Annotated in this window: 12 protein-coding genes and 1 pseudogene; 6 read left to right on the top strand and 7 right to left on the bottom strand. The window is 74.2% G+C overall.

Going from position 1 to position 12976, the window contains the following annotated elements:
* Window positions 1-55 precede the first annotated feature (55 nt).
* Window positions 56-3616, bottom strand: a complete 3561-nt coding sequence (locus ACFWTC_RS13805; protein WP_383924966.1) for a BTAD domain-containing putative transcriptional regulator — start codon at window positions 3614-3616, stop codon at window positions 56-58.
* Between ACFWTC_RS13805 and ACFWTC_RS13800 the strand changes: the two genes are divergently transcribed.
* Window positions 3615-4415 (top strand): site-2 protease family protein, encoded by an 801-nt coding sequence (locus ACFWTC_RS13800; protein ID WP_383924969.1) that lies wholly within the window; start codon window positions 3615-3617, stop codon window positions 4413-4415. The two genes, ACFWTC_RS13805 and ACFWTC_RS13800, sit on opposite strands and share 2 nt — an antisense overlap.
* Before the next feature lie 23 nt (window positions 4416-4438).
* On the opposite strand, the gene ACFWTC_RS13795 is transcribed toward ACFWTC_RS13800, so the two are convergent.
* Window positions 4439-4630, bottom strand: coding sequence for a hypothetical protein (locus ACFWTC_RS13795; protein WP_383924971.1), 192 nt, complete (start codon window positions 4628-4630; stop codon window positions 4439-4441).
* 232 nt (window positions 4631-4862) lie between these two features.
* Between ACFWTC_RS13795 and ACFWTC_RS13790 the strand changes: the two genes are divergently transcribed.
* Both ACFWTC_RS13790 and ACFWTC_RS13785 read left to right on the top strand, forming a co-directional pair.
* On the top strand, window positions 4863-5039 hold the full coding sequence (locus ACFWTC_RS13790; RefSeq protein WP_383924974.1) for a TerD family protein: 177 nt from the start codon (window positions 4863-4865) through the stop codon (window positions 5037-5039).
* 47 nt (window positions 5040-5086) lie between these two features.
* Window positions 5087-5326 (top strand): annotated as a pseudogene (locus ACFWTC_RS13785) (hypothetical protein); the annotation flags it as partial.
* Between the two features lie 77 nt (window positions 5327-5403).
* Here ACFWTC_RS13785 and npdG read toward each other — a convergent pair.
* Complete coding sequence (gene npdG / locus ACFWTC_RS13780; protein ID WP_384027863.1) at window positions 5404-6120, bottom strand: NADPH-dependent F420 reductase; 717 nt, start codon at window positions 6118-6120, stop codon at window positions 5404-5406.
* Window positions 6121-6233: 113 nt separating this feature from the next.
* Between npdG and ACFWTC_RS13775 the strand changes: the two genes are divergently transcribed.
* Window positions 6234-6839, top strand: coding sequence for a hypothetical protein (locus tag ACFWTC_RS13775; protein ID WP_383924980.1), 606 nt, complete (start codon window positions 6234-6236; stop codon window positions 6837-6839).
* Window positions 6840-6992: 153 nt separating this feature from the next.
* Here the strand turns inward: ACFWTC_RS13775 and ACFWTC_RS13770 are convergent, their stop codons facing one another.
* Window positions 6993-7238 carry a hypothetical protein gene (locus ACFWTC_RS13770; protein ID WP_383925061.1) on the bottom strand — a complete coding sequence of 82 codons (246 nt, stop codon included), beginning with the start codon at window positions 7236-7238 and terminating at the stop codon, window positions 6993-6995.
* A 71-nt stretch (window positions 7239-7309) separates the two neighbouring features.
* On the opposite strand from ACFWTC_RS13770, the gene map reads away from it, so the two are divergent.
* Together map and ACFWTC_RS13760 are read left to right on the top strand one after the other, a co-directional pair.
* Window positions 7310-8167 (top strand): type I methionyl aminopeptidase, encoded by an 858-nt coding sequence (gene map / locus ACFWTC_RS13765; RefSeq protein ID WP_383924982.1) that lies wholly within the window; start codon window positions 7310-7312, stop codon window positions 8165-8167.
* Window positions 8168-8302: 135 nt separating this feature from the next.
* On the top strand, window positions 8303-8950 hold the full coding sequence (locus ACFWTC_RS13760; RefSeq protein WP_383924984.1) for a heme oxygenase (biliverdin-producing): 648 nt from the start codon (window positions 8303-8305) through the stop codon (window positions 8948-8950).
* Window positions 8951-9231: 281 nt separating this feature from the next.
* Here ACFWTC_RS13760 and ACFWTC_RS13755 read toward each other — a convergent pair whose 3' ends face one another.
* From ACFWTC_RS13755 to ACFWTC_RS13745, 3 genes are read right to left on the bottom strand one after another with little or no spacing between them, the layout of a single operon-like run.
* Window positions 9232-9891, bottom strand: coding sequence for a PhzF family phenazine biosynthesis protein (locus ACFWTC_RS13755; RefSeq protein ID WP_383924987.1), 660 nt, complete (start codon window positions 9889-9891; stop codon window positions 9232-9234).
* A gap of 19 nt (window positions 9892-9910) precedes the next feature.
* Window positions 9911-11428 (bottom strand): HtaA domain-containing protein, encoded by a 1518-nt coding sequence (locus ACFWTC_RS13750; protein WP_384027864.1) that lies wholly within the window; start codon window positions 11426-11428, stop codon window positions 9911-9913.
* 49 nt (window positions 11429-11477) lie between these two features.
* Window positions 11478-12914: an HtaA domain-containing protein gene (locus ACFWTC_RS13745; protein WP_384027865.1), complete on the bottom strand. Its 1437-nt coding sequence runs from the start codon at window positions 12912-12914 to the stop codon at window positions 11478-11480.
* Window positions 12915-12976 lie beyond the last annotated feature (62 nt).

Genomic DNA, 12976 nt, shown 5'->3' with positions numbered 1-12976 from the left:
CCGCGGACCGGTCCGTTCCGGATCGCGTCCCGGACGGACCCCGGCGGAGGCCGGGTCAGATGAGGGCGGTGGCCTCCTCCAGGGTGAGGCCACCGCCCTCGGCGTACGCCGCCTCGTACGCGGCGTCGCCCAGCGCCGCCCGTGCCAGCTTCTCGGCGAGGGCGGCTTCCGCGCGTTCGGTGGTGACCGGGACGTGCCCCGGCGGCAGGTGGCGCCGGTAGGCGCCGACGAGGCGCGCGGCGTCGTGCACCCGCTCCGGGCCGCCGGGGGAGGCGAGGGAGACGGACGCCGTCAGCAGGTAGACGGCGGGCAGTTGCGGCGCCACCATCAGGGCGAGCGGGTCGCGGGCCGCGAGCGCCCCGCCGCGGAGCACGCGGAGCGCGTCCTCGACCTTGCCCTCCTGGTTGTCCAGCCAGGCGATCGTGGCGAGGAGGAACACGTCGAAGACGGCGTAGGCGCCGAAGGAGAACTCCTCGCGCAGCGTCTGGAGCTGGACGCGGGCCTCGGGAATGCGCCCGGTCCGGCCGAGGATGCCCGCGAGGAACATCCGGGCGGCGGGCATGGCCTCGTTGCCGTGCCGCCGGACGGTGGCGGTGATCTCCGTGAGGATCTCCTCGGCCTCCTCGGACCGGCCGGCCTCGGTGAGGGTCCCGGCCATCCGTACGCGCAGGACCGTGACCTGGGCCTTGGCTCCGAGCCGCTCGGCGTGCTCGATCGCGGCCCGGAAGTCCTGGGTGGCCGCGGGGTACAGGCCGCGCTTCTCCAGGGACTCGGCGCGGGCGGACAGCGCCTCGGCGCAGCCCCAGTCGTCGCCGAGCGCCCGGAAGAGGGCCAGGCTCTCGTCGGCGTCGCGGGCGGCGTCGCCGCCCCAGTCGGCGCGGTTGGCGAGGATGTTGGCGCGCAGCTGGAGGGCCGAGGCCAGCTCCCAGTCGTAGCCGAGCACGCGGGCGACGTCCACGGTCTCGTCGATGACCCGGCGCAGCAGCTCGGCGTCACCGGCGATCATGACGGCGTACACCCAGAGGCCGGCGGGGGGCCGGCAGGTCTGCGGGAGCCCCGGCCGGTACACGGCGAGCATGCGTTCGACCTGGGTGCGGACCTCGGGCGTGTCCCAGGAGCCGTCGCCCTGGTCGCGGGAGGCCAGGCGGATCATCTGGATGCCGCGCCATCCCTCGGTCAGCAGCTCCCCGGTGTAGGGCGGCGGTGCGTCCACGATCCGCCCGTACACCGGCCCGGCCGGGACTGCGGGCTCCGCGAAGGGGTCGGGGCCGAGGGCGGCGGCCGCCTCGGACCAGTGGCGGGACTCGGCGCGCAGGTCGTGCATGTGCCAGTACCAGACGAGGGAGTGGACCAGGCACAGCACCTCTCCGGCGGCGTGGGCGGCGACGCCCCGGCGCAGGGCGGTGCGCAGGTTCTCGTACTCGGTGGCGATCAGGTCGGCGGCGGCGCGCTGGCCGTGGCCGCGCAGCCGGGGTTCGGTGGTGCGGGCGAGTTCGCGGTAGTGGACGAGGTGGCGGCGCTCGGTGGCCGCGCGGTCGTGGCCGGTCCCGGCGAGGCGCTCGGCGGCGTACTCGCCGACGGTCTCCAGGAGGCGGTAGCGCATGCCGGAGCCGTCCGGGCCGGGTGCGGCGACGACGAGGGACTTGTCGACGAGGGAGCCGAGGACGTCGGCGACGTCGTACGAGGGGTCGGCGCAGACGGCCTCGGCGGCGGTCAGGTCGCAGCCGCCGGCGAACACAGAGAGCCGGCGCAGGACGGCGCGCTCGGGCCCGTCGAGGAGGTCCCAGGACCAGTCCACGACCGCCCGCAGCGTCTGCTGGCGGGGCAGGACCGTACGGGCGCCGCTGGTCAGCAGCCGGAAGCGGTCGTCCAGCCGGTCGGCGATCTGGCGCGGCGTGAGCAGCCGCAGCCGCGCCGCGGCCAGCTCGATCGCCAGCGGCAGACCGTCCAGGCGCCGGCAGATCTCGACGGCGGCGGCCGGGTCCTCGTCCACGCTGAACCCCGGCCGGGCGGCGGCCCCGCGGTCGTTCAGCAGCCGCAGCGCGACGGGGTCGGGCAGCGGCTCCACCGGGCGCAGGGACTCCCCCGGTACGCCGAGGGGCTCGCGGCTGGTGGCCAGGATCTGGACGCCGGGGCAGTGGGTGAGGAGCCGCTCGGCGAGTGCGGCGGCCGCGCCGATGACGTGCTCGCAGTTGTCGAGCAGCAGCAGGAGGCGGCGGCGCGCGCAGTGCTCGACGAGGCGGCCGAGGGCGTCGTCGCCGGCCCGGTCGGTGAGCGCCCGCATCTCCTCGACGGAGGCGCCGCGCAGCTTGGTCTCGCGGGCGCCGAGCGCGGCGAGGGCGGCCTCGGCGACGTCCTCCGGGTCGTCGACGGGGGCGAGTTCGACCAGCCAGACCCCGTCGGGCCAGACCCCGTCGGGGCGGCCGGTGCCGGCGTGCGCCTCGGCGGACTCCTGGGACAGCCGGGTCTTCCCGGCTCCGCCGGGCCCGAGCAGGGTGACGAGGCGGGCCCGCGCGAGGTCGGCCCCGATGACGCGTATGTCGTCCTCGCGGCCGACGAAGGTGGTGAGCCGGGCCCGCAGGTTCCCCGGCCGGTCCGGACCGCCGGGCGGCGCGTCGGCGGGGTGCGGGCCGGGGGCGGGGGTCCGCGGTCCGGCCCCCGGGACGGCCGGCCCGGGTCCCGGCCCGGAGCCTTCCCGGTGCGGGTCGGCGGCGGGGTGGGGGTCGGCCGGGTGCGGGGCGGGCGGGTAGGAAGCGGCCGGGTGCGGGGCGGCGGGGTAGGAAGCGGCCGGGTAAAGCGCGGCCGGGTGCGGGGCGGCGGGGGGTGACAGGAGCGCGGTGTGCAGGGCGCGCAGCTCCGGGCCCGGGTCGGCGCCCAGGCGGGCGGCCAGGTCCCGGCGGACCGCTTCGTAGGCGGCCAGGGCCTGCGCCGGCCGTCCGGTGTCCCGCAGCGCGCGGATGCGCAGCGCGTGCAGCGGCTCGTCCAGCGGCTGCCCGGCGCACAGCGCGGTCAGCTCGGGCAGGACGCGCTCCGCCTCGCCCAGGGCGAGGGCCGCGGCGAGCCGGCCCCGGCGCGCGTCCGTCCGTACGGTCTCCCAGCGCGCGGACTCCGCGGCCGACGGGTCCGGGAGGTCGGCCAGGGCGGGGCCGCGCCACAGCGCGAGCGCCTCCTCGTACAGGGCGCCCGCCTTGGCCGCGTCCCCGTCGGCGAGCGCCGAGGCGCCGGCCCGGGCGAGGCGCTCGAAACGGTACAGGTCGACGTCCTCGCGCTCGGCGGCCAGCAGGTAGCCGCCCTCCGCGGACCGCACGGCCGTGTGCCCCAGGGCCCGCCGCAGCCGGGCGACCAGCGCCTGGAGGGCGGCCGGGGCGTCGGCGGGCGGGTCGCCGTCCCACACCTGGACGACCAGCAGGTGCGCCGGCACCGCCCGCCCAGGCCGCAGCGCGAGGGCTGTCAGGAGCGCCCGCAGGCGCGCTCCGCCGACGGCGACGGGGCTCCCGTCGTCGCGGAGGGCCAGGGTGGTGCCGAGGATCGCGTAACGCACCGGGCCATTGTCCCCGCAGCGGGACCTGGACCCGCACCCCTTTATCGGCGGGCCCCGGGATAGGTTTCGCCGCATGGGTCATCAGGGAAGCCGCGGCGAGCGGCAGATCAGCGCAGTGTTCCTCGGCATCGCGGCCGTCATGGCGGTCACCGGGTGGGCGGTGTGGACCGGGTACTCGACGAGCGCCGGCCTGGCCGTGTTCCTCTTCGTGACCTCGGCGTGGATCGTCTCCCTCTGCCTGCACGAGTACGCGCACGCCCGCACCGCGCTGCACGGCGGCGACCTCTCGGTGGGCGCCAAGGGCTATCTGACGCTGAATCCCCTGAAGTACACGCACGCGCTGCTCAGCATCGTCCTGCCGGTGCTCTTCGTGATCCTGGGCGGGATCGGCCTGCCCGGCGGCGCGGTCTTCATCGAGCGCGACCGGATCCAGGGCCGCTGGAAGCACAGCCTGATCTCGGCGGCGGGCCCGCTGACGAACGTGGCCTTCGCGGTCGTCTGCACGGCCCCGTTCTGGCTGGACGCCCTGGACGGGGTACCGCTGGAGTTCCGCTTCGCGCTCGCGTTCCTCGCCCTGCTCCAGGTCTCGGCGGCGATCCTGAACTTCCTGCCGGTCCCGGGCCTCGACGGCTACGGGGTCATCGAGCCGTGGCTCTCGCACCGGGTCCGCCGCGAGATGGCGCCGCTGGCACAGTTCGGCCTGATCGCGGTGTTCGCGCTGCTGTGGATCCCGGAGGTGAACACGTTCTTCTTCGACGTGGTGCGCGGTCTGCTGTCCGGGCTGGGCGTCCCGGACCTGGACACGTACTGCGGCCGCCGGCTCTACACCTTCTGGCAGGACCCGGACGGCATCTGCGCACTCCCGCAGAGCTGACCGGTCGCGGGCCGGACGGGCGTCTAGCCGGCGGTGCGGGTGGCGGTGGCCTTCCCGGCCTTGGCCTTGCGCTGGTAGTACCAGGCCAGGTTCGAGGTGAGGCCGGCCAGCAGGACCCAGACGATCCCGAGGAAGCTGCCCTCCACGAAGGCGACGACGGCCGCGGCCACGGCGAGGACGCAGACGATCACGGCGAAGACGGCAAGGCGGGGCATGGGGAGAGCTCCTCGGAAACACGGGACGGGGTAGAGCCCCACCAGTGTCCCCCATGCGCCGCCGTGCTTCCGTAAAGACACCTTCGGTCACATCCGGTCCCTTTTGACCCTTTCCCGATCTTCCGGATGGCCCGGCACTACGGTTCGGCGGTACGCCTCGCACGGGCGTGCACGGAGCGACAGCCCGGCCCCGCCCGGCCCGTGCCGACGGCGCCGGGAGTGGGGGGAAGACATGCAGGAGATCCCGAAGGGTGCGAACGTCAGCCTGGCCGCCCTCGGCGAGGACGCCGGCTCGGTGGTCGTGAGCCTGGGCTGGACGAGCGCCTCCGGAGCCGGCGACGCCGACGTGTCGGTGCTGCTCCTCGACGGGAACGGCCGCGTCCGCGTCCGCAGCGACAATGACTTCTAGGAGCGCGAGGTACGGGCGACCTCGGTGCTGCTGTCCGTCATGGCGCATTCCAGAACACGGGCCCCGCGTGGGTGCCCGTGCGCAACGGGATCGAGGACGAGACCCTCTGCCTGGGCGACGCCCGCGCCGTGGACGTGGTGGAGAACTGGGAGCGTCCGATCCGCCAGGTCTGCCTGCGCCTCGGCGGGGAGCTGGGCCAGAAGGCCCTGCCCGTGCAGCGCGCCCGGCGCGGCAGCGATCCGCGGGCGCGGCGTGAGGAGGCGGCCGAGGTGCTGTGGGCGGAGGGATCGCGCACCTGGGCGCCGCCGAGGGCCGTCCGGGCCGCCGGAGCTGACGGCCTTCGGCGCCCCGGCGGCCGTCCGGCTCAGACGTCCGTGACGCGCAGGCCCGCGTGGGCCTTGTAGCGGCGGTTCGTGGAGATCAGGTTGGCGACCAGGGACTCGACCTGGTGGGCGTTGCGCAGGCGGCCCGCGAAGACCCCGCGCATGCCGGGGATGCGGGCGGCCAGGGCCTGGACGAGGTCGGTGTCGGCGCGGGACTCGCCCAGCACCATCACGTCGGTGTCGATGTCGTCGATCGACTCGTCCTGGAGCAGGACCGCCGAGAGGTGGTGGAAGGCGGCCGTGACCCGGGAGTCCGGGAGCAGAGCGGCCGCCTGCTGGGCCGCGCTGCCCTCCTCGACCGGGAGGGCGTACGCGCCCTGCTTGTCGAAGCCCAGCGGGTTGACGCAGTCCACCACGAGCTTGCCGGCGAGGTCCTCGCGGAGCGATTCGAGGGTCTTGGCGTGGCCCTCCCACGGGACGGCGATGATGACGATGTCGCTGCGCCGGGCGCAGTCGGCGTTGTCCGCGCCCTCCACGCCGAGGCCCAGTTCGGCGGCGGCGCCCTGCGCGCGGTCGGCGGCGCGGGAGCCGATGATCACCTTCTGGCCGGCCCGGGCGAGCCGGTACGCCAGGCCCCGGCCCTGGTCGCCGGTGCCGCCGAGGACGCCGACGACGAGGCCGGAGACGTCGGGGAGGTCCCACGGGTCCTTGGCGGGCGCCTTGGCCGGGGGCTGCTTCGTGCTGTCTGTGGAGGTCATGGGGGCGAGGGTAACCCCGAGATCCACAGAGTCGAACGGCGCGGCGCCCGCCGTCCGGGCGGGGAGGCGGGAACCGGTCCCGGGCGTCCGGCGCATGGTGCAGGATGCCGCTTATGGATGCCGTGAGAGTCGCGCTGCTGCGCGAGGTCCTCGCCGGTACGCGGTGGCCGGGTGCCGCGCGCCGCTTCGCCGGGTCGCTGCGGCGTTCGGTGGCGCCGGCGGGCGGGAGCCTGCTGCTGGTGGGGACGGAGCAGTACGAGCCCTGGCACCTGGCGGCGCACCTGGTGGACGAGGCCGCCTGGTCGGGCCTGCCGGCGCTGGCCCCGACGCTCGTGCGCCATCGGGTGCTGCCCGGGGAGCCGCCGCACCTGTCGGTGGGGCTGGGCAGGCTGGAGGCGGCCCGGCGCGGGCACACGCTGCTGGTGGTGGCCCCGGAGTCGCCCGGCGAGGGGCTGCTGCAACGCGTTCACGACGCCCGGCGCGCCGGGGCGACCGTCCTGTCCCTGGACGGCGGGGACCCGGATCTGGGGACCCTCGCGCACGACGCGCTGTCGGTGCCGCAGGACGGCGCCGAGCTGGACCTGGACACGGTGCAGCACCTGGTCAGCGCGGCTGCCGGGGAGAACGGCCTGCCGGCGCAGCGCGGGCCGCGCCGCTTCCGGGACCGGCTGGCGCGGCTGGCCGACCAGCTGACGGCCCCGCCGCCCAGCCGCTGGTAGGAGCCGGGGCCGGCCGGACCGGGAGCGGGGGCCAGCCGGACCAGGAGCGGGGGGCCGGCCAGCCAGGAGCCGGGACCGGCCCGGGCCGGCCTCCGGGGGCGTTCCGGGGAACCTCCCACCGGCCGCCCCACCGCGGCCGTCCCTCGGGACTGGCTACGGGGTGGCCGCGCCCCCGCCGTTCTCTTCCCCGCGCGTCTTGTCGTTCCACTTCGGGTCGTTCTGCCATTCGAGGTTGCGCTCCTGCGCCGTCTCCATGGCGTGAGTCGCCTCCTCGGGCGTCCCGTACGGACCGAAGCGGTCCTTGGCCGGGCAGTCGGGGCCCTCTTCGACCTTTTTGTGGACCAGGCAGTAGTACCACTCGCCCGGTTTGCCCACCTGTCGCTTCTTGAACAAGGCCATCGCCTTCAGGCTCCTCTCGATGCCGCTCTTGCCGCCATGCTGCCCCATACCCGCTGGATACACTCGCTTGCATGTCCGGTCAGTCACTGCTCGTACCAGGCGAGCTCTCTCCCGTCCGTTCCGTTCCCGGAAACATCCGCCGGCCCGAGTACGTGGGCAAGCCCGCGCCCACTCCGTACACCGGACCGGAGGTGCAGTCGGCCGAGACCATCGAGGCCATGCGCACCGCCGGCCGGATCGCCGCCCAGGCGATGGAGGAAGCCGCCAAGCTGATCGCGCCGGGGGTGACCACCGACGAGCTCGACCGGGTCGCCCACGACTACATGTGCGACCACGGGGCCTACCCCTCGACGCTCGGCTACCGGGGCTTCCCCAAGTCGCTGTGCTCCTCCGTCAACGAGGTCATCTGTCACGGCATCCCCGATTCCACCGTCCTGCGCGACGGCGACATCGTGAACCTCGACGTGACCGCGTACATCGGCGGGGTCCACGGCGACAACAACGCCACCTACCTGTGCGGGGAGGCGGACGAGGAGTCGCGGCTGCTGGTGGAGCGCACCCGCGAGGCCCTCGCCCGCGCCATCAAGGCCGTCAAGCCGGGCCGCCAGATCAACATCATCGGCCGGGTCATCGAGTCGTACGCGAAACGGTTCGGCTACGGCGTGGTCCGGGACTTCACCGGGCACGGCATCAACTCGTCCTTCCACTCCGGCCTGATCGTCCCGCACTACGACAACCCGCACGCCACCACCGTCATCGAGCCCGGGATGACCTTCACCATCGAGCCGATGCTGACCCTGGGCACCCACGAGTACGACATGTGGGCGGACGGCTGGACGGTCGTCACGAAGGACCGCAAGCGCACGGCGCAGTTCGAGCACACGCTGGCGGTGACGGACACCGGGGCTGAGATCCTGACCCTGCCGTAGGGGGCGGGGCCGCCGTAGGAGGCGGATTTTTTACCGACAAGACGTCGGGAACACATTGACTTAGGCAAGCCTAAGTAGGAAGATCGGTGTGGCGGCTGGGCCGCCACGCCTGTTTCCCCTTTTTGGAGGTCCGTCTTGGACGCCTTCTCTACGGTCATCCGCGTCGCGTCGCACGAGCAGCACACCGAGGCCGAGACGTCGACCTTCATGAGCGACCTGCTGGGCGGCCGGCTAGGAGTGGACGCGTACACGCGCTACACCGAGCAGCTGTGGTTCGTGTACCGGGCCCTGGAGGACGCGGCCGAGTCCCTGAAGGACGACCCGGTCGCGGGTCCCTTCATCCAGCCCGAGCTGATGCGCGTCGCGGAGATCGAGCGCGACCTCGAACACCTGCTGGGCTCCGACTGGCGCGAGAACGTGGTGGCGCTGCCCGCGACCGAGGCGTACGCCGCCCGCGTCGCCGAGTGCGCCGCCCAGTGGCCGGGCGGGTACGTCGCCCACCACTACACCCGCTACCTGGGCGACCTCTCCGGCGGGCAGATCATCCGCGACAAGGCGGAGCGGACCTGGGGCTTCGAGCGCAAGGGCGACGGCGTCCGCTTCTACGTCTTCGCCGCCATCTCCAACCCCGCCGCCTTCAAGCGGACCTACCGCGAACTGCTCGACGCGATCGCCGCGGACGACCTGGAGAAGCAGCGCATCATCGACGAGTGCAAGCGCGCCTTCGACTTCAACGGCGCGGTCTTCCGCGAGCTGGGCGAGCAGTTCCCGCTCAGCGCGTAGCCGCAGCCGTTACGGGTCCGTACGGAGGAGGGCCGACCTGGTGCACCGAGCACCGCGCCGGCCCTTCTTCGCACCCTCCGCGCGAACGGCGACTACGCCGCCGGCACCTGGAGCCCCTTCGCCCTCGTCGGCGACGCCTCCGGCTTCCAGCAGATCAGCGCCACCCCCGGAGCCTGACCCCGGCACCGGCAGGGCCCCGTACCTCCGCGGGGGGGGGAGGTACGGGGCCCGGGTGCGTGTCCGGCGGGGCGGCCGCTACCGGGCTCCCCGCCCCGACGCCGTCAGGCGCCGCTCGACGCGAAGCGGACCCGGCCGCCCACCTCGACGGTGCCGTCCGGGCCGGGCGCCGTGAGGATCTGGGAGCCCGCGCCCTGGGTGATGTTCAGGGCGCGGTTCAGCTGGGCCGTCAGCAGGATCGCCGCCGACCCGGTGGCCTCGTCCTCGACGACGGCCCCGTCCGGGCGGCGCGGGAAACCGCGGGCGCGCACCCGGCCCGCGGTTTCGTCCTCCCAGGCCCAGGCGTACAGCCAGCCCTCGCCCGCGGGCGGGGCGGGCAGCGCCTCGACCTCGGCCGCGCTCGCGTACTGCTCGGTGCGCTTGCCCTCGACCCACTCCGGGCGGGCCGTGATCCAGGTGAACTCCCCGTCGTCACGCGCCCATACGGAGCCCGCCGGCGGGTGCAGCTCCTCGATGTCCAGCAACCACGCGACCCCGACCAGCGGGTGTCCCGCGAAGGACATCCGCGTGCCGGGGGTGCGGATGTCGACGACCCCGCGCTCGGGGTCGTCGACGAACACCGTCTCGCTGTAGCCGAGTTCGGCGGCCAGGGCCTGCCGCGACGCATCGTCGGGGCAGGTCCGGCCGTCGCGTACGACTCCGAGCGGGTTGCCGTGGCGGCCGTCACCCGCGCAGAAGACCTTGAGGACGTCGAGATCGTTCACGCGGGCATTGAAGCACGGCTCAGTTGCGGGCCGTACGGCGACGGCGGGCGAAGTACACCGCGCCCGCGCCGGCCGCGATGACCGCGCCGGAGGCACCGAGCAGGGCGCCGGCCGGGATCTCGGCGCCGGTGGCGGCGAGGTTGCCGCCGACCGAGCCAGCGCCGCCGACGGAGCCGCCGCCCGCGGTGCCGCCCGTACCACCGGTACCGCCGGTGGAGGAGGAGGCGCCGGTCGAACCGGCCGTGGTCGGGAGGGTGGCGTCCTTGTCCACGGCCACCGAGAAGCTCAGCGGGTCGATGGCGTCGCCGGCCTTGTACATGGAACTGGTGGTGTCGTTGGCGAAGACCGCCGCACCCTGGGCGGTGAAGGCCGCCGGGACGCCGCCCAGGGTCAGCACGCCGCCCTTGGTCTTGTAGTCGGTCTTCGAGAGGTCGAGCGTGGCGAACGGGACGGCCGTCTTGCTGCCGGAGGCGTTCTTGACGTCCACGTACAGGGTGCCGGTCTTGCCGGTGGTGTCGACGCGGGGGTTGGCGAAGCTCATGTCGATGCCGTGGCCCGTGTACTGGAAGCGGAGGCTGCCCTCGAAGGAGACGTTCAGCTTCTGCTTCGCGGCGTCGAGCTCGCCCTTGGCGAGGGCGAAGTCGTACAGGTCGCCGCTCTTGGCGGCGCCGCCGGACGGTGTGATGGAGCCCGCGCTCAGGACGTACGTGCGGAAGGACTCCTTCACGCCCCACGTCAGCTTGGCACTGAGGACCTTCTGCGCGCCGGCCGGGGCCGAGGGCTGCCCGGTGGTGATGGCGGTCGCGGTGGGCGTCGGCTTCGTCGCAGTCGCAGTCAGCGTCGGAGTGGGCGTCGGCTTCGTCGCGGTCGGCGTGGGGGTCGGGGTCGGCGTGGGGGTGGGCTTCGGGGTCGGGTTGGTCTTCTCGAACTCCAGCTTGACGGTGAGCGGGTCGCCGGCCTTGTTCTCGTAGCCCGCCGAACCGAGCGCGTCGGCGGCCTCCTTGGTGAGGGTGGTCGCGAGCTTGTCCATCGCCTGGCCGCCGAAGGCGACCGCGGCGAGCGGCACGTCCTGGGCCGTGTCCGCGCCCTTGGTGACGTCGGCGGTGAGCTTCTTGGTGCCGGTGTCGATGCGGAAGTCGGAGAGCTTGACCGTGAAGCCGTGGCCGGCCGGCGGGGCGGGCGAGGAGAAGGTGACGCTGCCCTTGAAGGCGGCCTTCACCACGTGCCCGGCGGCCGGGTCGTACTGGCCGGTGGCCTCGCCGAACTGCAGGGTCCCGTCCGGGTTGGCCTTGGCGCCGTCGGCCGGGGTGATGGTGCCCTTGGCCATGCCCGTCACGTACGCGCGGTAGCTGGCGAGGACGCCCCAGTCGAGGGTGCCGCCGACGATCTTGATCGGCGCGGTCGGGGCGCCGCCGGCCTGCGGGGCGACGGCAGGGGCGCCGGCGGCCGTGGCGGGCAGGACGAAGACGGTGGTGCCCAGGGCGGCGGCGGTGAGGATGGCGGCCGCGACGGCTGTCGGGCGGCGGGTGGACGACATGGCGGGGTACTCCTGAAGCAAGAGGAAGGGAAAGGGGAAGGGGGTTGCGCTACTGCGCGTCGGTGGGCGCGGGGCCGTCGGCGGGCGCGGCCTCGGCCGCCGCCGTACGGCGCTTTCGCACCACCAGGGAGGCCGCGCCGCCGGCCAGGACCAGCAGGGCCACGGCCAGGGCGGCGTACAGCCCGGTGTTCGAGGACTCCTGCGCCCGGGCGGCCGGAGCCGGGGCGGGAGCGGGGGTCGACGGCGCCGGGGCGGGCGCGTCCGCGGAGCCCAGGTCGGGGAGGGCCGGGAGCTTCGCGGTGGCGTCGAGTACGACGGCGAGCGAGACGGGATCCATCTCGGTGCCCGCCTTGTACATGGAGTTGAAGGCCTGGGAGCCGCCTTCGGTGAGCGTGGCCGGGGCCTCGGTGAGGGTGGCGAGGCCGCCCTCGGTCTTCAGGCCCTTGGCATCGAACTCGACCAACGCGACGGCGGGCTTCGTGCCCGCACCGGTGGTGACGTCGGCGGACAGGACGCCCTTGCCGTTCTCCACCTTGACGCTCACCTTGCCGAGCTTGAGGTCCAGGTGGGCCCCGGTGAACTGGACGCTGCCCGCGAAGGCCGCGTCAAGGGTGCCCTTCTGGCCGTCGTACGCGCCCTTGCCCTGGGGGAAGCGGAACAGCGCGCCACCGTCCTGGGCGCCCTCGGCGAGGGTCCACCTGCCCTGGCCGATGGAGCCGGTGACGTACTCGCGGAAGGTGCGCCGGACGCCCCAGTCGACGGCGGCGTCGGTGAAGGCGCCCGCCGTCTGCGGGGTCTCGGCGGAGGTGCTCGGCTGCGCGCTGGGCGAGGCGGCGGGCTGCGCCGGGTCGGCGGCCGGGGCCTTGACGTCGGCGGAGAGGGAGACGGGGTCGAGCTGCGCGCCGGCCGCGTAGTAGCCGGCGAAGGCCTGGGCACCCTGGGCGGTGAGAGTGGCCGGGACGTTGGAGAGGGCGATCGGGGTGCCGCCGCCCTTCATGTCGATGCCGCCGAGTCCGAGCGAGGCGAAGGCGACCTGGGACTGGTTCGTGACCGATCCGCTGCCCTTGGCCTTGCTGGAGACGTCCACGTACAGCGTGCCGCGGCCGCCGGAGATCTTGACGCTGGGGCGGCTGATGGTCATGTCCAGCTCGTTCGTGCCGTCGGGCCTCTGGTGGCCCTGGAAGGTCACCCCGCCGCTGAAGGAGGCGCTGAACTCACCGCTGTCCGGGTCGTAGGACCCGGCCGCCGAGTGGAAGCGGAAGAGGCTGCCGCCGACGGTGGCGGCGCCGCTCTTCAGCTTGAATCCGCCTTTCGCGATGGGCCCGGTGACATAACTCTGGAACGACGATTTGATGCCCCAGTCCAGCCTGCCCCCCTGCACGACGCGGTCGGCGGCCCGGGCGGCGGTGGCGGGGAGCAGGGCACCCAGCAGGGCCGCCAAAAACAGGGCGACTGCGAACCAACGGGCGGGCCGTCGTGCGGGCATGGGTCCCCTCCAGGGGCTAGCAACTCAGGTTAGGCTAACCTAAGCTATCTCGGGCCGGGTGC

Source organism: Streptomyces sp. NPDC058619, assembly GCF_042717785.1.
Taxonomy (GTDB): Bacteria; Actinomycetota; Actinomycetes; order Streptomycetales; family Streptomycetaceae; genus Streptomyces.
This window is presented reverse-complemented; position numbering and strand designations above follow the sequence as displayed.